Annotated in this window: 18 protein-coding genes; 15 read left to right on the top strand and 3 right to left on the bottom strand. The window is 72.0% G+C overall.

The genetic code is table 11. The features are described 5' to 3' along the window. Positions 1 to 4: 4 nt before the first annotated feature. On the bottom strand, positions 5 to 2,251 hold the full coding sequence (locus L3i22_RS43130; protein ID WP_221323208.1) for a glycoside hydrolase family 3 N-terminal domain-containing protein: 2,247 nt from the start codon (positions 2,249 to 2,251) through the stop codon (positions 5 to 7). A 270-nt stretch (positions 2,252 to 2,521) separates the two neighbouring features. Here L3i22_RS43130 and egtA point away from each other — a divergent pair, with 270 nt between their 5' ends. The 4 genes from egtA to egtD are packed head-to-tail and all read left to right on the top strand — an operon-like array spanning position 2,522 to position 6,730. Next, positions 2,522 to 3,736, top strand: coding sequence for an ergothioneine biosynthesis glutamate--cysteine ligase EgtA (gene egtA / locus L3i22_RS43125; protein WP_221323207.1), 1,215 nt, complete (start codon positions 2,522 to 2,524; stop codon positions 3,734 to 3,736). Continuing rightward, positions 3,733 to 5,022: an ergothioneine biosynthesis protein EgtB gene (gene egtB, locus L3i22_RS43120; RefSeq protein WP_221323206.1), complete on the top strand. Its 1,290-nt coding sequence runs from the start codon at positions 3,733 to 3,735 to the stop codon at positions 5,020 to 5,022. Before egtA ends, egtB begins: the two co-directional genes overlap by 4 nt. Then, a complete protein-coding gene (gene egtC / locus L3i22_RS43115; RefSeq protein ID WP_221323205.1) occupies positions 5,022 to 5,762 on the top strand; it encodes an ergothioneine biosynthesis protein EgtC in 741 nt (246 codons plus the stop codon). Before egtB ends, egtC begins: the two co-directional genes overlap by 1 nt. Then, positions 5,759 to 6,730 (top strand): L-histidine N(alpha)-methyltransferase, encoded by a 972-nt coding sequence (gene egtD / locus L3i22_RS43110; RefSeq protein ID WP_221323204.1) that lies wholly within the window; start codon positions 5,759 to 5,761, stop codon positions 6,728 to 6,730. The genes egtC and egtD overlap by 4 nt, the downstream gene beginning before the upstream one ends. A 51-nt stretch (positions 6,731 to 6,781) precedes the next feature. On the opposite strand, the gene L3i22_RS43105 is transcribed toward egtD, so the two are convergent. Further along, positions 6,782 to 7,009: a hypothetical protein gene (locus L3i22_RS43105; protein ID WP_221323203.1), complete on the bottom strand. Its 228-nt coding sequence runs from the start codon at positions 7,007 to 7,009 to the stop codon at positions 6,782 to 6,784. Between the two features lie 85 nt (positions 7,010 to 7,094). Here L3i22_RS43105 and L3i22_RS43100 point away from each other — a divergent pair, with 85 nt between their 5' ends. From L3i22_RS43100 to L3i22_RS43055, 10 genes are all read left to right on the top strand, one after another. Next, positions 7,095 to 8,117 (top strand): hypothetical protein, encoded by a 1,023-nt coding sequence (locus L3i22_RS43100; protein ID WP_221323202.1) that lies wholly within the window; start codon positions 7,095 to 7,097, stop codon positions 8,115 to 8,117. 142 nt (positions 8,118 to 8,259) lie between these two features. Beyond that, the gene (argC, locus tag L3i22_RS43095) at positions 8,260 to 9,261 is read left to right on the top strand and encodes an N-acetyl-gamma-glutamyl-phosphate reductase (protein ID WP_221323201.1); all 1,002 of its coding nucleotides are present in this window, start codon (positions 8,260 to 8,262) and stop codon (positions 9,259 to 9,261) included. After that, positions 9,258 to 10,427, top strand: coding sequence for a bifunctional glutamate N-acetyltransferase/amino-acid acetyltransferase ArgJ (argJ, locus tag L3i22_RS43090; RefSeq protein WP_221323200.1), 1,170 nt, complete (start codon positions 9,258 to 9,260; stop codon positions 10,425 to 10,427). Before argC ends, argJ begins: the two co-directional genes overlap by 4 nt. Further along, entirely contained in the window at positions 10,424 to 11,290 is an 867-nt protein-coding gene (gene argB / locus L3i22_RS43085) for an acetylglutamate kinase (RefSeq protein ID WP_221323199.1), read from the top strand. The genes argJ and argB overlap by 4 nt, the downstream gene beginning before the upstream one ends. Next, positions 11,287 to 12,441, top strand: coding sequence for an acetylornithine transaminase (locus L3i22_RS43080; RefSeq protein ID WP_221323198.1), 1,155 nt, complete (start codon positions 11,287 to 11,289; stop codon positions 12,439 to 12,441). Before argB ends, L3i22_RS43080 begins: the two co-directional genes overlap by 4 nt. After that, the gene (gene argF / locus L3i22_RS43075) at positions 12,438 to 13,370 is read left to right on the top strand and encodes an ornithine carbamoyltransferase (protein ID WP_221323197.1); all 933 of its coding nucleotides are present in this window, start codon (positions 12,438 to 12,440) and stop codon (positions 13,368 to 13,370) included. Before L3i22_RS43080 ends, argF begins: the two co-directional genes overlap by 4 nt. Then, complete coding sequence (locus L3i22_RS43070) at positions 13,367 to 13,870, top strand: arginine repressor (protein WP_221323196.1); 504 nt, start codon at positions 13,367 to 13,369, stop codon at positions 13,868 to 13,870. Before argF ends, L3i22_RS43070 begins: the two co-directional genes overlap by 4 nt. Then, on the top strand, positions 13,867 to 14,763 hold the full coding sequence (locus L3i22_RS43065) for a hypothetical protein (RefSeq protein WP_221323195.1): 897 nt from the start codon (positions 13,867 to 13,869) through the stop codon (positions 14,761 to 14,763). The genes L3i22_RS43070 and L3i22_RS43065 overlap by 4 nt, the downstream gene beginning before the upstream one ends. Beyond that, entirely contained in the window at positions 14,760 to 15,998 is a 1,239-nt protein-coding gene (gene argG / locus L3i22_RS43060) for an argininosuccinate synthase (protein WP_221323194.1), read from the top strand. Before L3i22_RS43065 ends, argG begins: the two co-directional genes overlap by 4 nt. 67 nt (positions 15,999 to 16,065) lie before the next feature. Then, complete coding sequence (locus tag L3i22_RS43055) at positions 16,066 to 17,001, top strand: hypothetical protein (RefSeq protein ID WP_221323193.1); 936 nt, start codon at positions 16,066 to 16,068, stop codon at positions 16,999 to 17,001. Positions 17,002 to 17,011: 10 nt separating this feature from the next. Here the strand turns inward: L3i22_RS43055 and argH are convergent, their stop codons facing one another. Then, positions 17,012 to 18,442, bottom strand: coding sequence for an argininosuccinate lyase (argH, locus tag L3i22_RS43050; RefSeq protein ID WP_221323192.1), 1,431 nt, complete (start codon positions 18,440 to 18,442; stop codon positions 17,012 to 17,014). A gap of 118 nt (positions 18,443 to 18,560) precedes the next feature. Between argH and dapE the strand changes: the two genes are divergently transcribed. Beyond that, positions 18,561 to 19,619, top strand: a complete 1,059-nt coding sequence (dapE, locus tag L3i22_RS43045) for a succinyl-diaminopimelate desuccinylase (protein WP_221323191.1) — start codon at positions 18,561 to 18,563, stop codon at positions 19,617 to 19,619. Positions 19,620 to 19,703: the final 84 nt, after the last annotated feature.

The raw sequence follows: 19,703 nt of genomic DNA, 5'->3' as shown, positions 1-19,703 counted from the left end.
AGAACTAGCTGATCCGGAACTTCGCCGACTGCAGCGCGGACAGGCGCGAGTTGGGGCCGACGAGCAGTTCGAAGTCGCCGGCCTCGACGACGCGGTGGCCGTCCGCGGTGACCAGCGTGCAGTCCGCGGCCGGGATCTCGATCTCCACCGTCACGCTCTCGCCCGGCGGCACGGTCACCTGCCGGTAGCCCTTCAGCTCCCGGTGTGCCCAGGTCACGCTCGTGACCAGGTCGCTCACGTAGGCCTGCACGGTCTCCAGCGCCGGCCGCGTCCCGGTGTTCGACAGCCGCACGGTCGCCCGGACGATCCCGTCGGCCGGCACGTCCGGCTCGCCGATGGCCAGCCCGTCGTAGACCACCGTGGTGTAGCTGAGCCCCTCGCCGAACGCGAACAGCGGGTCCTGGGTCAGGTCCGCGTACCGCGTGCCGTGCTGGCCGCGCAGCTGGTTGTAGTAGACCGGCTGCTGCCCGGCGTGCCGCGCGGCGGAGATCGGCAGGCGGCCGCTCGGCTCGATGAAGCCGAGCAGCAGCTCGGCGAGCGCCTGGCCGCCGCGCATGCCGGGGTTGAACGCCTGGATGATCGCGGCCGCGCCGAGCGCCGACGGCGGCAGGGACAGCGGCTTGGAGTTGACCAGCACCACGATCGTCGGCGTGCCGGTGGCGGCGACCGCGTCGAGCAGCGCGATCTGCCCGCCGAGCAGCTCCAGGGTGGCGGTCGAGCAGCCCTCGCCGGTCAGGTTGACGGTGTCGCCGACGACCACGACCGCGTAGTCGGAGTCCGCCGCGAGCCGGGCCGCCGCCGCGATCCGCGCCGGGTCGACCGGGGCGGACTCGGAGATGTGCGGGCGGGGCTGGCCGTCCGGGAACGTGTCGCCCTCCGGGTCCGGCACCAGGCGCTCGATGTCGGCGCCGCGCTCGTGGACGACCTCCCAGCCGGCCGGCACGGTCGCCCGGATGCCCTCCAGCACAGTGGTGGTCAGCTCGCGCGGGTGCCCGTCCGGCATCCAGCCGACCTGGCCGGAGTTGCCGGCCCAGTCGCCGAGCTGCGCGGAGACGTCGTCGGCGTTCGGCCCGAGCACCGCGATCCGGCGGCCGGCGACCGCGGCGTCGAGCGGCAGGGTGCCGTCGTTGCTCAGCAGCACCAGCGAGCGGCGGGCCACCTCGAGGTTGAGCTCGGTGTGCTCGGCGCAGCCGATGACCTCGCGCTGCCGTGCGGCGTCCGGCGTCCGTGGGTTCTCGAAAAGGCCCAATTCAAACTTCAACCGCAGAATTCGCCGTACGGCGGAATCGATGTCCGCCTCGGTCAGGAGGCCCCGTTCGATCGCCTCCTGCGCCCCGTCGAAGAAGCCCGGGGTCGTCATGATCAGGTCGTTCCCGGCCTTGACGGCCACCGCGGCGGCCTCCGCGTAGTCGGCGCAGACCTTCTGTTCCCAGACCATCCGGCCGACGTTGTCCCAGTCGGTGACGAGCGTGCCGGTGAAGCCCCACTCGCCCTTGAGGACCTCGTTGAGCAGCCACTTGTTCGCGGTGATCGGCACGCCGTCCATCGACTGGTAGCCGAGCATGAAGACCTGGCAGCCCTCCTTGGCGGCCCGCTCGAACGGCGGCAGGAACCAGGACCGCAACTTTCGGCGGCTGATGTCGGCCTCGCTGGCGTCGCGCCCGCCCACCGTCTCGGAGTAGCCGGCGAAGTGCTTGGCGGTGGCCAGGATGCCGGTCGGGTCGGTCAGACCGTCGCCCTGGTAGCCCCGGATCATGGCCGCGCCCAGGTCGCTGATCAGCAGCGGGTCCTCGCCGAAGGTCTCGTCGACCCGGCCCCAGCGCAGATCCCGGGTGATGCACAGCACAGGTGAGAAGGTCTGGTGGATGCCGGTCGCCGACACCTCGACCGCGGTCGCCCGGGCGACGCGTTCCAGCAGGTCAGGGTCCCAGGAGGCGGCCATGCCGAGCTGGGTTGGGAAAATCGTGGCACCCGGCCAGAACGAGTGCCCGTGGATGCAGTCTTCCGCGGTGAGGAGCGGAATTTTCAGTCGCGTACGGCCCAGTAGCTCACTCGCCTCGATCAACTTCGCCGGCGAGGTGTGCAGGATGGATCCGGCCAGTTTGTCCTGAATGATCTCAGCCAGGTCCTGCCGGGCGTCCAACTGCAGCATCTGCCCCACCTTCTCGGGCAGCGTCATGCGCCTGAGCAGGTCGTCGACGCGCGATTCCACGTCGAGAGCGGGGTCGAGATAGGGGAAGTCTGCGGGCATGCCAGCCTCCGGTCGTCATGACCGCGAAGCACGGTCTCCCAAACACGAACGTCACGGAGTCTTCCAGTCCGGAACCGGTTCCGGCACCCCGCCCCGGTTCCGGAACTTTTAGATCCCCCGGACGGTCGGCTGACGATACGGGAAACATCCGGAAACCGGGGTGAACCGGAGCGGCGGATCGGCGGAGATCCGGGTAGGGTCGCCAGAGGATCGTACGGATCGGAGTACTTCGATCACTCTACGTGATCATCCGACACCGCGAGGGGACACATGAGCTCGATCGAACGGGTGCTGACCAGCACCGCCGAGGCCATCGAACACATCGAGGGCATCTGCTTCAAGACCGGCCCACCCCGATGGATCGGGGCCGAGTTGGAATGGACCACCCATCGCACCGGCGACCCGACCGCGTACCTGCGGCCCGAGGAGCTGAGAGCCGCACTCGGCGGGCACGCGCCCGCCAGCCTCGGCAACCCGGACCCACGACCGCTGCCCGCCGGTGGCACGGTCACCGCCGAGCCCGGCGGTCAGGTCGAGATCTCCTCCGCTCCGGCGGAATCACTGGCCGGCCTGCACGCCGCCGTCACCGCCGATCACGCCTACCTCGCCGAGCTGCTCGGCCGGAGCGGGATCGAGCTGGGGGACCGCGGCATCGACCCGCACCGGGCGCCCCGCCGCATCCTCGACACCCCGCGCTACACCGCCATGGAGCACGCCTTCGACCGGAGCGGGCGGACCATGATGGGCAGCACCGCCGGCCTGCAGGTCTGCCTGGACGCCGGCGAGCCGGAGTCGGTCGCCACCCGCTGGGCGGCGCTGCACGAGATCGGCCCGGCGCTGCTGGCCCTGTTCGCGAACTCGCGCCGGCACGCCGGCCGGGACACCGGCTGGGCCTCCGCCCGGATGGCCGCCTGGTACGGCATCGACCCCCGCCGCACCGCCCCGGCGCTCAACGGCGGTGGCGACCCGGCGAAGGGCTGGGCCGGGTACGCGCTGGACGCCCCGCTGCTCTGCGTCCGCCGCGACGGCGACGACTGGGCCGCGCCGCCCGGCCTCACCTTCGCGGAGTGGATCGCCGACCCCGGCCCGATCGGCCGGCCGCCGACCGTGGCCGACCTCGACTACCACCTCAACACGCTGTTCCCGCCGGTCCGGCCGCGCGGCTACCTCGAGGTGCGGTACCTGGACACCCAGCCGGGCGAGGAGTGGATCGCCCCGGTCGCGGTGGTCGCCGCGCTGCTGGCCGACGACGCGATCACCGCGCAGGCCCGGCGGATCGCCGCCCCGGCCGCGGACCGCTGGGAGGCGGCCGCCCGCGACGGGCTCGGCGACCCGGTGATCCGGGCCGCGGCGGCCGGGCTGACCGAGCTGGCCTGCCGGAACTTCGACCGGACGGGGCTGGCCGACTCCGTACGGGAAACCGTTTTCGCCGGGATCTCCCGGCGGCTGCCGACGCCGCCCCGCGTGGAAGGAACCCCCCGATGACCTCCGACAAGAACCTGATCGCGGCGGAGCTCGAGCGGAGCCGGGCGCGCACCGCCCTGCTCACCGACGCGGTCGACGAGGACGACCTGATCCGGCAGCACTCCCCGCTGATGTCGCCGCTGGTCTGGGACCTGGCCCACGTCGGCAGCCAGGAGGAGCTCTGGCTGGTCCGGGACGTCGGCGGCCGGGAGCCGCTCCGGCCGGACATCGACCACCTCTACGACGCGTTCAAGCACGCCCGCAGCGACCGGCCGGCGCTGCCGCTGCTCGACCCGGCCCAGGCGCGCAAATATCTCGCGCAGGTCCGGGACAAGGCGCTGGACGTGCTGGACCAGGTGCGGCTGGACGAGCGGCCGCTGGTCAACGGCGGTTTCGCGTTCGGGATGATCGTGCAGCACGAGCAGCAGCACGACGAGACGATGCTCGCCACCCACCAGTTGCGCACCGGCGCGCCGGTGCTCTCCGCGCCGCCTCCGCCGCCGGGCAACCGGCGGATCCGCGGTGAGGTGCTGATCCCGGGCGGGCCGTTCACGATGGGCACCGACACCGACCCGTGGGCCCTGGACAACGAGCGGCCCGCGCACGCGGTCGACGTGCCGGCGTTCCTGATCGACGTGGCACCGGTGACCAACGCCGCCTACGCGGCCTTCATCGACGCCGGGGGCTACGACGATCCCCGCTGGTGGTCGCCGAAGGGCTGGGCGCACCGGAACGCGGCCGGGCTGACCGCGCCGATGCACTGGTTCGCCGACGGCGGGGCCTGGCACTACCGGCGGTTCGGGCGGGTCGACCCGATCCGCTCCGACGAGCCGGTCGTGCACGTCAGCTACTTCGAGGCCGAGGCGTACGCGGCCTGGGCCGGCAAGCGCCTGCCCACCGAGGCCGAGTGGGAGAAGGCGGCCCGCTGGGACCCGGAGACCGGCCGCTCCCGGCGCTACCCGTGGGGCGACGACCCGCCCGGCCCGGAGCACGCCAACCTGGGACAGCGGCACCTGTCCCCGGCGCCGGTCGGGGCGTACCCGGCGGGCGCGTCGCCGCTCGGCGTGCACCAGCTGATCGGCGACGTCTGGGAGTGGACCTCCAGCGACTGGTACGGCTACCCGGGGTTCCGGGTGTTCCCGTACGCGGAGTACTCCGAGGTCTTCTTCGGCGGCGACTACAAGGTGCTGCGCGGCGGCTCGTTCGGCACCGACCCGGCCGCCGTCCGCGGGACGTTCCGCAACTGGGACCACCCGATCCGGCGGCAGATCTTCAGCGGCTTCCGCTGCGTCCGGGAGCTCGTCTGATGTGCCGCCACCTGGCCTATCTGGGCCCGCCCGTGCCGCTGGCGGCGCTGCTGTTCGAGCCGGCGCACGGGCTGGCCCACCAGGCCTGGGCGCCGCGGGACATGCGCGGCGGCGGGACGATCAACGCGGACGGCTTCGGCGTCGGGTGGTATGCGGCCGACGCTGATCAGCCGATCCGGTATCGGAGCGCGATGCCGCTCTGGACCGACGCCGCCCTGCCCGGGATCGCGGCCGTCACCTCCTCGACGGCGATCCTGGCCGCGGTCCGATCGGCCACCGTCGGGATGCCGGTGATCGAGACGGCGGCCGCGCCCTTTCGCCACGATCGCTGGCTGTTCAGTCACAACGGGGTGGTGCGGGGCTACCCGGGCGCGCTGGCCGGGCCGGCCGCCGAGCTGCCGGTCGAGGATCTGCTGACCCTGGAGGCGCCGACCGATTCGGCGGCACTGTTCGCGCTTTTCCGGCATCGGTTGCGGGCGGGCAAGACCGCTGAGGACGCGGTCGCCTCGCTGATCTCCGACATCTCCGAGATATCGCCCGACTCGCGGCTCAACCTGCTCCTCACCGACGGCGAGCGGATCATCGCCAGCACCGTCGGTCACGCGCTCTCGATCAGGGTGCTGACCGATTCCGTACTGGTCGCCTCCGAGCCTCTGGACGACCACCCGGGGTGGCGGGCGGTGCCCGACCGGAGCCTGCTGACCGCCACCGTGTCCGATCTGACCATGGGAGATCTATGACCTCGCTGGAGAAGCACCTCGACGAGCGTGACCTGGCCCGATCCCTGCGCGCGGACGTGCGCGAGGGGTTGTCGGCCACCCCGAGACGGCTGCCCCCGAAGTGGTTCTACGACGCCCGCGGCAGCCGGCTCTTCGAGGACATCACCCGGCTGCCGGAGTACTACCCGACCCGCACCGAGCGCGCCATCCTGACCGAACACGCCCCGGAGATCGCCCGGCTCACCGAGGCGAAGACGCTGGTCGAGCTCGGCTCCGGCTCGTCGGAGAAGACCCGGCTGCTGCTCGACGCGATGCTCGGCCGGGGCACGCTCGGCTCCTTCGTCCCGCTCGACGTGTCCGAATCCGCCCTGGTCGAGGCGGTCGACGCGCTCGGCCTCGCCTACCCCGGGCTGAGCATCACCGGCGTGGTCGGCGACATGACCCGCCACCTGCGGCATCTGCCCGACGGGGACAACCGGGTGGTGGCCTTCCTGGGCGGCACGATCGGGAACCTGGTGCCGGCCGAGCGGGCCGCGTTCCTCGGCGAGCTGCGGGCCGCGCTGCACCCGGGGGAGTGGCTGCTGCTCGGGGCCGACCTGGTGAAGGACCCGGGGACGCTGGTGCCGGCCTACGACGACGCGGCCGGGGTCACCGCCGAGTTCAACCGGAACGTGCTGCACGTGATCAACCGGGAGCTGCGGGCCGATTTTGATCCGCTGGCCTTCGAGCACGTGGCGGTCTGGGACCCGGAGCGCGAATGGATCGAGATGCGGTTGCGGTCGGTGCGGGCTCAGGCCGTACGCATCAATGATCTTGATCTGGATCTGGAATTCGCCGAAGGCGAGGAGATCCGGACCGAGATCTCCGCGAAATTCCGCCGGGCGGGCCTGGCCGCGGAACTCGCCGCGTCGGGCTTCGCCCTCCGGCACTGGTGGTCCGACCCGCGGGATTGGTTCAGCCTGACGCTGGCCCAGGCCGACCCGATCTGAGGGGTACGGCGGGGAGCCGCCCACCGCGGGCCGGCTCCCCGCCGGATCCGGTCATTCCGGGCTGTTGTCGATGCTGGGGACGGCGATGCCGGCGGCCTCGAGGGCGTCGAGCCGATTCTCCGCGGCGATCTTCTCCTGCTCGGCGAGGCTCGCGTACTCCGCCAGCACGGACGGGTCGTCGGCGTCCACGACCCGGTCGAAGAACCGCTGGGTGGCGCGCACCGCTTCGGCGTAGGCGAGGGCGGCCGTCCGCAGCGCGGTGAGGGTGTTGTCGGTCATGCGTCCGGCTTACCCGCTCCGGCCGCCGGATGGGGGATCGTCAGGGGGTGACATGCCTCGCATCATCCGTGATGGGATGGGGAGTATGAGGTTCGACGCGCCCCGGCGACCCGGCTGGCGGGACCTCCGTGCCGAGCTCCGGCGCGGGCTCGCCGAGGGACGGCTGCCGGTGCTCGGGGTGCCGGGCGCCGTGGGCGGCCGGTTCAGCAGCTGGGAGACCTCGGACGATCTGCTGGTCACGGTCGCCGTCGAGTACGGCGAGCCGGACGCGTCGTGGATGAGTGTCGAGACCGCCCGCTGGGCCGGGACGATCCGGTCGACGCCGGACCTGCGCGAGACGCTCCGTCATCACCTGCGGGGCGCCGGGGTGCGGTTCGCCGACGTCGCCTGGGGCGAGTCGCGGGCGACGCTCGTCGTGGACGGGCGGGAGCTGACCGCGCGCGTGCTGCACGCCGGCGAGGACTGGTGGGCGGCCTGGGCGGCGTTCGACGGCGGGGCGTTCGGCGAGCTCGAGGTGGTCGTGGTCGGGTACCGGAAAGCCTTTGAACCGCGCCTCGCCGGCCTGCCGGACGCCGTCGTCGCGGAGATGCTGGACGCACCACTGATGCCGCAGCGATGGCCGCAGGCCGAGCTGTCCCGGGAGCCGGTCGATCCCGGCGGCGAACCGCATCGCCGGCTGGTGCACATGGTCCTGCTCAGCGCCCGTGAGCAGCTCGTCTGGCTGGACGAGGGCGGCCCGGCGCCGCGCCGGCCGGCGTCCTGGCCGGCCGTCTGGCGGTCCGCGATCCAGCGTCAGGCCGAGCTGTCCGGCCAGTCCGAGGAGGCCGCCGAGGAGGCCGTGCAGAGCCTGTTGACGCAGCTCACCAGCCTGCAGTCGGGCGCCTCCTGGTTCCGGGAGGACGACCGGCTGCGGGAGCGGGCGATCAGCGAGACGCTGCTGTTCGCGACCGGGTTGTCGGTGGAGGTGCCCAGCCGGGCGGCGCAGGAGGCCTGGCGGGAACGGGAGGGGACCCGGCAGGCGGCGCCGCGTCCGATGGCCGAGGCGGTCATGCGGGCCGGGGAGCACTGGCTCGCCCTGTGGAGTGAGTGGGCGCAGCGCGCGCGCTGAAGGTCCGCGCGGGGCTTAAATCAGTATTTATCCGGTGCGACGCGCGTTCAGGCGCGATCGTGACTCCGGGCACGCCATGGTTGCCGCCGGCAATGTGAGTTGATACGGTTCTTTGCATAGTCATGCGGAGGAAGGTTTTCTTATGGGAGTCCGGGTCGCAGTCGCCGGAGCAAGTGGGTATGCGGGCGGCGAGCTGCTGCGCCTGCTCGCCGGGCACCCCGAGTTCGACCTGATCGCGGCGACCGCGCACAGTCAGGCCGGCCAGCACGTGACGTCCGTCCATCCGCAACTGACCGGGCTGGACCTGACGCTCGGCACCACCGACGCCGCCACGCTGGGCGACGCTGACCTGGTCTTTCTCGCGCTGCCGCACGGGCAGTCGGGGGCCGTCGCCGCGCAGCTGCCGGCCGGGGTCAAGGTGGTCGACCTGGGCGCCGACTTCCGGCTGGCGAGCGCCGAGCAGTGGACCCGGTATTACGGTGGCGGCCACGCCGGCACCTGGACCTACGGGCTGCCCGAGCTGCCCGGCGCCCGGCCCGCGATCCAGGTCTCCGACCGGGTGGCGAACACGGGTTGTTATGCGGCCACGATCATCATCGCGCTGGCTCCGCTGATCGCCTCCGGCGTCGCCGACCCGGCGGACGTCGTGGTGGTGGCCAGCTCCGGCACCTCCGGCGCCGGCCGCAACGCCAAGGTGAACCTGCTGGCCAGCGAGATCATGGGCGACCTGTCGCCGTACAAGGTGGGTCAGCACCAGCACGTCGCCGAGATCAAGCAGGCCACCGGGGCCGCGTCGCTGTCGATGACGCCGATCCTGGCGCCGATGCCGCGCGGCATCCTGGCGACGATCACGGCGAAGCGGCGCAACGGCGGTGACCCGCGCGAGGCGCTCCAGGCGGCCTACGCGGACGAGCCGTTCATCCATGTCCTGCCCGAGGGCCAGTGGCCGCACACCGCGGCCACCTCCGGTTCCAACTCGTGCCACCTGCAGGCCACGGTCGATGTGGACTCGGGCCGGATCATCGTCGTCAGCGCCCTCGACAACCTGGGCAAGGGCGCCGCCGGCCAGGCGGTGCAGAACGCCAACATCATGTTCGGCCTGCCGGAGACGACCGGCCTCAGCGTCTACGGAGTCGCACCGTGACCGTCACCCACCCCAAGGGCTTCAAGGCTTCCGGCGTCGCCGCCGGGCTCAAGGCCAGCGGAAACCCCGATGTCGCCCTGGTCGTCAACGACGGCCCCGACTACACCGCCGCCGCCGTCTTCACCGGCAACCGGGTCAAGGCCGCGCCGGTGCTCTGGAGCCAGCAGGTGCTCAAGGGCGGCGTGGTCCGCGCGGTCGTGCTGAACTCCGGCGGGGCCAACGCCTGCACCGGCTCGCAGGGCTTCCGGGACACGCACAGCACCGCCGAGCACACCGCCTCGGTGCTCCGCTCGACCAAGAAGCTGATGATCGGCCCCGGTGACATCGCGGTCTGCTCCACCGGCCTGATCGGTGAGCTGCTCCCGATGGGCAAGCTGCTCCCGGGGGTGAACGCCGCGGTCAAGGCGCTCGCCGCGGACGGTGGGCCGAGGGCCGCCGAGGCGATCATGACCACCGACACGGTGGCCAAGAACGCGGTCGCCCAGCGCGAGGGCTGGTCGGTCGGCGGCATCGCGAAGGGCGCCGGCATGCTCGCCCCGGCCCTGGCCACCATGCTCGTGGTGATCACCACGGACGCCTCGGCGGACAACGAGACGCTGGACGCGGCGTTGCGCGCGGCCACCCGGGTCACCTTCGACCGGATCGACGCCGACGGCTGCATGTCGACCAACGACACCGTGCTGCTGATGGCCAGCGGCGCCTCGGACCGGCAGCCGACGCTCGCCGAGCTGACCGCCGCGGTCACCGAGGTCTGCCACGACCTGGCCCAGCAGCTGATCGCCGACGCCGAGGGCGCCACCAAGCACATCGCGATCGAGGTGGCCGGCGCGGCCAGCGAGGCCGACGCCGTCCAGGTGGGCCGCACGGTCGCCGGGAACAACCTGGTCAAGACCGCGTTCTTCGGCAACGACCCGAACTGGGGGCGGATCCTGGCCGCGGTCGGCACCACCACGGCCGCCTTCGAGCCGGACCGGATCGACGTGGCGATCAACGGTGTGTGGGTGTGCAAGAACGGCGCCGCCGCGGAGGACCGGGCGAAGGTCGATCTCTCGCAGCGAGACGTGCGGGTGACGATCAACCTGCGCGAGGGCGAGATGAGCGCGACCATCTGGACCACCGACCTGTCCCATGCCTACGTCCACGAGAATTCGGCATACTCCTCGTGAAAGCGCATAAAAAGGCGGAAATCCTGATCGAGGCGCTTCCGTGGCTGGAGCGCTTCCACGGCGCCACGATCGTGATCAAGTTCGGCGGCAACGCCATGATCGACGCGACGCTCCAGGAGGCGTTCGCCGCCGACATGGTCTTCCTGCGGCACGTCGGGATCAAGCCGGTGGTCGTGCACGGTGGCGGACCGCAGATCAGCCGGATGCTCAAGCGCGTCGGCATCGAGTCGGAGTTCCGCGGCGGCCTGCGGGTCACCACCCCGGAGACGATGGAGATCGTCCGGATGGTGCTGACCGGCCAGGTCGGTCGCGAGCTGGTCGGCCTGATCAACCAGCACGGCCCGCACGCGGTCGGCCTCTCCGGGGAGGACGCCCGGCTGTTCACCGCGGTCCGGCGCGGCGCCACGATCGACGGCGCGGAGGTCGACATCGGCCTGGTCGGCGACGTCGACCGGGTGGACACGTCGGCGGTCGACGACCTGATCGCGGCCGGCCGGATCCCGGTGATCGCCTCGGTCGCCCCGGACGCCGACGGCGTGACGCACAACGTGAACGCGGACACCGCCGCCTCGGCGCTCGCGGTCGCGCTCGGCGCCCGCAAGCTGGTCGTGCTGACCGACGTCCCCGGCCTCTACACGAACTGGCCGGACACCTCGTCGCTGACCCGCGAGATCGACGCGGACGCGCTGGCGAAGCTGCTGCCGTCCCTGGAGTCCGGGATGGTGCCCAAGATGGAGGCGTGCCTGCGCGCGGTGCGCGGCGGGGTCCCGTCGGCGCACGTCGTCGACGGCCGGGTCGCCCACTCGACGTTGCTCGAGGTCTTCACGGAAGAAGGAATCGGAACGATGGTGGTCCCGTCATGAGCACGCTTTCCGAGCGCTGGTCGCAGAGCATGATGAACAACTACGGCACGCCGGCGATCGGCCTGGTCAAGGGCGAGGGCGCGGTGCTCACGGCGGAGGACGGCAAGCAGTACGTCGACTTCCTCGGCGGCATCGCGGTCAACGCCCTCGGCCACGCCCACCCGGCCGTGGTCGCCGCCGTCACCACCCAGATCCAGCAGTTGGGCCACGTCTCCAACTTCTTCGTCTCCGAGCCGTCGATCGCCCTGGCCGAGCTGCTGCTCGCGCTCGCCGGGCGGCCCGGCCGGGTGCTCTTCTGCAACTCCGGCGCGGAGGCCAACGAGGCCGCCTTCAAGATCTCCCGGCTCACCGGGCGCACCCACGTGGTCGCCACCGAGGGCGCCTTCCACGGCCGGACCATGGGGGCGCTGGCGCTGACCGGCCAACCCGCGAAGCAGGATCCCTTCCGGCCGTTGCCCGGGGACGTCACGCACGTCGAGTTCGGTGACGTCGAGGCGCTGCGGAACGCCGTGACAGGTGAGACCGCGATGGTGATCCTGGAGCCGATCCAGGGCGAGAACGGTGTCGTGGTGCCGCCGCCCGGATATCTGGCCGCCGCACGCGAGATAACCGAAAAGTCGGGCGCGCTGCTCGTCCTCGACGAGATCCAGACCGGCATCGGACGCACCGGGCACTGGTTCCACCACCAGAGCGAGGGCGTCGAGCCGGACATCGTGACCCTGGCCAAGGGCCTCGGCGGCGGCCTGCCGCTGGGCGCCTGCATCGCCTTCGGCCGGGCCGCCGAGCTGCTGCGGCCGGGCATGCACGGCAGCACGTTCGCCGGCAACCCGGTGTCCTGCGCGGCCGGTCTCGCGGTCGTCCGGACGATCGCCGGCGAGGGCCTGCTCGACCACGTCAAGCGGGTCGGCGAGCAGCTCCGCCGGGGGATCGAGGGCCTGAACCACCCGTTCGTCAAGCACGTCCGCGGCGCCGGCCTGCTCCTCGGCATCGTGCTGAACCAGGAGAACGCCGCCGAGATCGCGGCTCAGCTGCGCGACGCGGGCTTCCTGGTCAACGCCGCGAAACCGGACGTGATCCGGATCGCCCCGCCCCTGATCATCTCCGCCGATCAGGCCGACGCCCTGATCGCAGCCCTGGACGGTATCCGGTGACCCTGCGCCACTTCCTCCGCGACGACGACCTGACCCCGCAGGAGCAGTCCGACGTCCTCGACCTGGCCGCCGAGATGAAGGCGAACCGGTTCGGCTTCACGCCGCTGGCCGGCCCGCGCTCGGTCGCGGTCTTCTTCGACAAGGCCAGCCTGCGCACCCGGCTGTCGTTCGAGGCCGGCATCGCCGAGCTGGGCGGCCAGCCGATCATCGTGGACACCCAGAACACCCACTTCGGCCGCGGCGAGAGCCTGGCCGACGCCGGGCGGGTCGTCTCCCGGTACGTCAGCGCCATGGTCTACCGCACCTACGAGGACGAGCGGCTCGCCGAGCTGGCCTCCGGCGTGGACGTGCCGGTGATCAACGCGCTCTCCGACGGCTATCACCCCTGCCAGCTGCTCGCCGACCTGCTGACCGTCCGGGAGAGATTCGGAAAGACCAAGGGCAGGATCCTTGCGTACGTCGGTGACGCCGCCAACAACATGGCGCACTCCTACCTGCTGGCCGGCGCGACCGCCGGAATGCACGTGCGGGTGTCCGGTCCCTCCGGGTTCGACCCGGACCCGGCCGTGGTCGGCCGGGCCGCCGAGATCGCGGCGTGGACCGGCGGCTCGGTCGAGCTGCTGCGCGACCCGCGGGAGGCCGCCGACGGCGCGCACGTGATCGCCACCGACACCTGGACGTCGATGGGGCAGGAGGGGGACGGGAAGGACCGGCTCACCCCGTTCCGGCCGTACCAGATCAACGGCGCGCTGCTGGACGTCGCGTCGCCGGACGCGATCGTGCTGCACTGCCTGCCCGCGCACCGCGGCGAGGAGATCACCGACGAGGTGATGGACGGCCCGCAGAGCGCCGTCTTCGACGAGGCCGAGAACCGCCTGCACGCCCAGAAGGCCCTGCTGGCCTGGTTGCTGGCGGTAAAAGAGAAGTGAGTTCGCCGGTTACCCGCGCGGGGCGGCACGCCCGGATCGTCGAGCTGATCCGGAGCCGCACCGTGCACTCGCAGACCGAGCTGGCCGACCTGCTCGCCGCCGAGGGCGTGCAGGTCACCCAGGCCACGCTCTCCCGCGACCTGGAGGAGCTGAACGCGGTCAAGGTCAGCGGCGCCTACCTGATCCCGGAGGACGGCAAGCGCCCGTTGCGCGAGACCACCGGCCAGGGTCCGGCCCGGCTGATCCGGCTGCTCAAGGAGCTGCTCACCGGCGTCGACTCGAGCGGCAACATCGCGGTCCTGCGCACCCCGCCCGGAGCGGCCCAGTTCCTGGCCAGCGCGCTCGACCGGTCCGGGCTCTCGGACGTGGTCGGGACCATCGCCGGCGACGACACGATCCTGGTCGTGGCCCGGGACAACGGGCCCGAGTCGGGCGCCGCCCTGGCCGCCAAGCTCGACACCTGGAGTCGGGCGGACACCAACATCCTGGAGGACCGATGACCATCTTCCCGCCCTCGGTGGAGAGCCGGTTCCCGGACTTCGCCGACCACACCGGCAAGCTGGCCGGGCTCGGCGTGGAGTTCTTCCTCGCCTCCAACGAGACGGTCCGCCCGCACCTGAACGAGACGCCGTACGGCCACAAGCTGAACTGGCTGGACTTCACCGCCACCACCGAGGCCGACTGGTCGTGCCGGGAGTTCCTGAACCTGTTCAACGTGATCAACGGCATCGCGTTCGGCGACCGGGGCATCCCGATGCCGCAGTGGGTGATGGTCGACCTGATCCTGATGCCGGCCGCCGCGCTGATCGCCAGCCTGCCGCAGGACGAGTTCGCGGCGATGGTGGAGCGGTCCACGTTCCGCTTCGACACCGACGTCAAGCAGCTGCTGCGCAAGGTCCAGGACGACATGCGGGCCAGCGGGTACACCGGGCCGGTCCCGGTCGGCGGCTACTGCGCCGCCCCGTCGGCCGAGCCGGGCCGCTGGGTCGGCTGGTCGCTCTGGTCGCTGATGCCGGCGGTCGGGCTGGGCAAGGCCGCCAAGGCGCTCGCCCTGTCCGCGTACCGGGCGCAGAAGCTCGACGGCGTCACCCAGTACGACAACAGCGCCCTCAAGGTGCACACCGAGTTCGGCGCGCTGAAGGTGCTGGTCGCGACCGTGCCGTTCCACACCTCGCCCGGCTCGTTCGTCTACCAGTCCGACCTGACGCTCCCGGCCGGTTTCCTGAACCCGGAGCCGACGTTCCTGCTCGACCCGTTCGACTACGACCGCCAGCAGGCGATGCAGCGGGCGATCGAGGCCGGCCGGAGCGAGTTCCACGTCCTGCCGCCCGGTCACGTCGTCCGGGACGGGAAGACGTACGTGCCGATTCTCGAGAAGGAACTGTCCCGATGACCAAGCGCAAGATCGTTCTCGCCTTCTCCGGTGGGTTGGACACCTCGTACGCCCTCGTGGACTTCCGCGAGAAGGGCTGGGACGTGGTGACCGCCAACATCGACACCGGCGGCCTGCACAGCGGCGAGGCGGAGACCGTCGCGGCCCGCGCCGCCGAGCTGGGCGCGCTCGAGCACCACGTGGTCGACGCGCGCGCCGAGCTGTACGACCGCGTCGTCACCTACGCGATCAAGGCGAACTACCTGCGCAACGGCGCCTACCCGTCGTGCGTCGGCGCGGAACGCCTGATCCAGGCGGAGAAGGTCGTCGAGGTCGCGCTGCGGGTCGGCGCGGACGGGATCGCGCACGGCTCGACCGGCGCCGGCGCCGACCACGTCCGCTACGACGCGGTGATCCGCGCGCTCGCCCCGCACCTGGAGATCATCACCCCGGTCCGGGACGAGCGCCTGGTCCGCGAGGAGGAGGCGGAGTTCCTGCGTGCCCGGGGCTTCGCGGTCAGCGAGAAGGTCAAGAAGTACTCGATCAACGAGGGGCTGATCGGGACCTCGATCGGCGGCGAGGAGACGTACGGGAGCTGGGATTATCTTCCCGAGGACGCCTGGACGTACACGAAGTCGATCGCCGACGCCCCGGACCGCGGCGTCGAGCTGCAGCTGACGTTCGAGAAGGGGCAGGTCATCGCGGCGACGCTGGACGGCGGCGAGCCCCTCGTGCCGGCCGACGCCCCGAACTACGGGATCCTCTCCGCGCTCAACGTCCTCGGCGGCGAGCACGGCGTGGGCCGCGGCATCCACATGGGCTCCACGATGGTCGGCAACCTGGCCCGGGTCGGCTTCGAGGCGCCCGGCATGCTGATCCTCATCGCGGCCCACCGCGAGCTGGAGAAGCTCGTGCTGTCGAACCGCCAGCAGGCGACCAAGGCGACGCTCGGGAACACCTACGGCGACCTGCTCCACGAGGCCGTCTACTTCGACCCGATCATGGACGACTTCCGGGCGTTCCTGGATTCCAGCCAGACCCGGGTCTCCGGGACCGTGCGGGTCCGGCTGCACAAGGGCAACATCGTGCTGCTGGGCAGCCGGAGCCCGTACAGCCTGCTGGACGCCGCGACCCGGCAGGGCGTGGTCTACGGCCACGGCTCGTCGGCCTGGACCGGCGAGGAGGCGCGGGCGTTCGCGCACATGTACGCGATGCCCGGCACCATCGCCCGGATCGCCGGCCACCCGGCCGACTGACCTCCCGCGGTTCGCCCGGGCGCGCCCCCGTTCGCGGTGGGCGCGCCGGTCGGGCATCCTCTACCGGGTGGAGTGGACCGATGACATGTCCGTGCGCCTGGCCCGCGGGACGACGATGCGCGAGCTCGTGCTGTTCCTGCGCACGGCCGACGCCGGGGGAACCAGCCGGCGCGACGTCCTGACCGTGCTGACCGAGCGGTTCGCGCTGCCGTTCGACGACGCGCGGCTCGCGATGGACCGGGTCCAGGGCGGCGTCGTCCGCGCCTCGTCCGGCCTCCCGGAGAATGAGCCGGACCGCGACAAGGACCCGCTGGCCTGGACGTCCTACCAGCTCGAACTCGGCCTTCCGGTCGACGACGAGCCGGTCGGCCCGTCCGCCGAGGAGCGGGCGGCCGCGGTGGCCCTGCTGGAACGGGCCGCCCGTGGCGAGGCCCCGCACCCGCCCGAGGACGTCGCGGTGGCCGTCGAGGCCACGCGCCTGGCGCTCGCGTCCCCGGAGCCGGGCTCCCTGGTGGCCGCGGCGACGGCGATCTCGGTCACGGCCGAGGCCCGGATCGCCGGGCTGGGACATCTGCCTTGCGCGCCGGAGGGCACCCCGGAGTGGACCGACGGCGTCGTGCTGGTCGCGGCCGCCCGGCAGATCGCCGCGGCGTTCGGCGCGCTGCCCGACCCGGGGAACGAGGAGCGCGCGTTCGGCCTGGCCGGGCGGATCGCCACCGGGCTGCTGGGCCAGTCCTACGTCTTCGTCGGCCGGGCGATGGTCGAGTCGGCCCGAGCCATCCAGCGCGGCGGTTACCCCGACCGGGCCGCCGACCGGGCCGAGGCGATGCTGGCCGACTTCGCGCTGCTGCTCGACCAGTTCGAGGACGACGAGCCGTACGACGAGCAGGTCGTCGCCCTGGAATACCTGCTGGAAGCGGTCGAGCTGGTCCGCGGCGTGCGGGGGAGCTCCCCGGAGCTGGACGAGCTGGCCCACCGGACCAGCCAGGTGCTGGCCCGGTGAGCGGGATCGCCTAGCGGGGGACGACCTTCTCCACCGCCCACTGGCGCCAGTTGTCGAGCTTGTGCTGGACCGTGGCCAGCTGCTCACGGACCGGGCCCGGGCCGGTCGAGCCCGGCGTCGTCCGGGCCGCGAGGGCCGAGGCGACCGAGAGGACCTCACGGACCGACGGGTCCAGGTGGTCGCTGACCGTGGTCAGGTCCTCGTCGGTGAGGTCCTCCAGCTCGCACTCGCGCGCCGAGCACAGCGCCACCAGCTTGCCGGTGATCTCGTGCGCGTCGCGGAACGGGACGCCGCGCCGGACCAGCCAGTCGGCGACCTCGGTGGCCAGCGAGAAGCCGACCGGGGCGGCGGCCGCGAGCCGGTCCACCCGGACCGTCATCGTGGAGACCATCCCGGCCAGCGCGGGCAGCAGCAGCTCCAGGGTGTCGACCGCGTCGAAGGCCGGCTCCTTGTCCTCCTGCATGTCCCGGTCGTAGGTGAGCGGCAGCCCCTTGAGCATGGTCAGCACCGTGACCAGGCCGCCGATGAGCCGGCCGCTCTTGCCCCGGGCCAGCTCGGCGATGTCCGCGTTCTTCTTCTGCGGCATGATCGACGAGCCGGTGGCGAACGCGTCGTCCAGCTCCACCCAGCCGAACTCGGTGGAGGTCCAGAGGACGATCTCCTCGCCGAGGCGGGACAGGTGCACGCCGATCAGCGCGGTGATGAACAGGAACTCGGCGACGAAGTCCCGGTCCGCCACGGCGTCCATCGAGTTCGGCGCGGGGGCGGAGAAGCCCAGCTCCTTGGCGACGGCGGCCGGGTCCAGCGGCAGCGACGAGCCGGCCAGCGCGCCGGAGCCGAGCGGGCTGATCGCGGTCCGCACGTCCCAGTCCCGCAGGCGCTCCAGATCGCGCAGCAGCGGCTGCACGTGGGCCAGCAGCCAGTGACCGAAACTGACCGGCTGGGCGTGCTGCAGGTGGGTCATCCCGGGTGCCGGGGTGTCCACGTTCCGGGCGGCCTGCTCGGTGATCGCGTCGGCCAGCTCGATCAGCGAGACGGCCACCCCGCGGGCGTGGTCGCGCAGGTAGAGCCGCAGGTCGGTGGCGACCTGGTCGTTGCGGGACCGGCCGGCGCGCAGCTTGCCGCCGAGCGCGCCGAGGCGCTCCAGCAGGCCGCGCTCCAGGGCGGTGTGGACGTCCTCGTCCTCGATCGTCGGGCGGAACTCGCCGGTGGCGCAGGCCGACTCCAGATCATCCAGCGCCGCCAGCATCCGGCCCAGCTCGTCCGCGTTCAGCAGGCCCGCGTTCGCCAGCACTCGGGCGTGCGCGCGGGAGGCGAGCAGGTCGTACGGCGCCAGACGCCAGTCGAACTGGACGCTGACGCTCAGCCGGGCCAGGGCCTCCGCCGGGCCACCGGCGAAACGGGCACCCCAGAGCCGGGTCGGCTCGTCACTCTCCGGCACACCTACTCCTCAATCGGTCATGTTGCGCTGCCCCGCCGACCCTATCGTCGCCACATGGGCGGCAACGGGTCCCGAGGCCGTACGCATAATAATGCTTTGGTTCTGATAATATTACATCATGGCTGATCTCGATCTCACCGGCGACGTGGTCGCCCTCACCCGCACCCTCTGTGACATCCCGTCGGTCAGCGGCGACGAGAAGCGGCTCGCCGACGCCGTGGAGAGCGCGCTGCGCGGGTTCGCCCACCTGGAGGTGCTGCGCGACGGTGACGCCGTGGTCGCCCGGACCGCGCTGGGCCGCCCCACCCGGGTCGTGCTCGCCGGCCACCTGGACACCGTCCCGATCGCGAACAACCTGCCGGTCGTCGAGGAGGGGGACCTGCTGCGCGGCCGCGGCACCGTCGACATGAAGGCCGGCGTCGCCGTCATGCTCCAGCTCGCCGCCGTGCTGACCGAGCCGCGTTACGACGTCACCTACGTCTTCTACGACCACGAGGAGGTGGCCGCCGCGCTCAACGGCCTCGGCCGGCTCGTCCGCAACCATCCGGAGTGGCTGACCGGTGACTTCGCGATCCTCGGCGAGCCGTCCGACGGCACCGTCGAGGGCGGCTGCCAGGGCACCATGCGCGTCAAGATCACCGTGCCCGGGGTCGCCGCGCACGCCGCCCGCTCCTGGCGCGGCAGCAACGCCATCCACAGCGCCGGGGGTGTCCTCGACGTGCTGCGCGCCTACGTGCCCCGGCAGCCGATCGTCGACGGTCTGCAGTACCACGAGGGCCTGAACGCGGTGAAGATCGAGGGCGGGATCGCCGGCAACGTCATCCCGGATCTTTGCACGATCTTCGTCAACTACCGTTTCGCGCCGGACCGGGACACCGACCAGGCCGAGGCCCACCTGCGCGAGGTCTTCGCCGGCTTCGAGCTCGAGGTGACCGACCGCGCGCCCGGCGCCCGGCCCGGCCTCGACCGGCCCGCCGCCAAGGAGTTCGTCGAGCTGGTCGGGCGGGAGCCGCAGGCCAAGCTGGGGTGGACGGACGTGTCCCGGTTCGCCTCGCTCGGGATTCCGGCGGTGAACTACGGGCCCGGGGACCCGCTGCTCGCCCACACGGACGGGGAGTTCGTGCCGGTTCCGGAGATTCGGGTGGCTCTGCGCAATCTGACGACCTGGCTGAGCTGAGCGGCTTCGCTTGCGCTTTTTTCTTCGGTACGGCGGTAGCCCGGCCCCCTTCCGGCGCGGCGGACAACGCCCGTTCGTCCGCCC

Source organism: Actinoplanes sp. L3-i22 (genome assembly GCF_019704555.1).
In the GTDB taxonomy this organism is placed as follows: domain Bacteria; phylum Actinomycetota; class Actinomycetes; order Mycobacteriales; family Micromonosporaceae; genus Actinoplanes.
This window is presented reverse-complemented; position numbering and strand designations above follow the sequence as displayed.

Coding starts and splice junctions, on each gene's coding strand:
- L3i22_RS43130 (WP_221323208.1), bottom strand. CDS start 2,251: ATGCCCGCAGACTTCCCCTATCTCGACCCCGCTCTCGACGTGGAATCG.
- egtA (WP_221323207.1), top strand. CDS start 2,522: ATGAGCTCGATCGAACGGGTGCTGACCAGCACCGCCGAGGCCATCGAA.
- egtB (WP_221323206.1), top strand. CDS start 3,733: ATGACCTCCGACAAGAACCTGATCGCGGCGGAGCTCGAGCGGAGCCGG.
- egtC (WP_221323205.1), top strand. CDS start 5,022: ATGTGCCGCCACCTGGCCTATCTGGGCCCGCCCGTGCCGCTGGCGGCG.
- egtD (WP_221323204.1), top strand. CDS start 5,759: ATGACCTCGCTGGAGAAGCACCTCGACGAGCGTGACCTGGCCCGATCC.
- L3i22_RS43105 (WP_221323203.1), bottom strand. CDS start 7,009: ATGACCGACAACACCCTCACCGCGCTGCGGACGGCCGCCCTCGCCTAC.
- L3i22_RS43100 (WP_221323202.1), top strand. CDS start 7,095: ATGAGGTTCGACGCGCCCCGGCGACCCGGCTGGCGGGACCTCCGTGCC.
- argC (WP_221323201.1), top strand. CDS start 8,260: ATGGGAGTCCGGGTCGCAGTCGCCGGAGCAAGTGGGTATGCGGGCGGC.
- L3i22_RS43080 (WP_221323198.1), top strand. CDS start 11,287: ATGAGCACGCTTTCCGAGCGCTGGTCGCAGAGCATGATGAACAACTAC.
- L3i22_RS43065 (WP_221323195.1), top strand. CDS start 13,867: ATGACCATCTTCCCGCCCTCGGTGGAGAGCCGGTTCCCGGACTTCGCC.
- argG (WP_221323194.1), top strand. CDS start 14,760: ATGACCAAGCGCAAGATCGTTCTCGCCTTCTCCGGTGGGTTGGACACC.
- dapE (WP_221323191.1), top strand. CDS start 18,561: ATGGCTGATCTCGATCTCACCGGCGACGTGGTCGCCCTCACCCGCACC.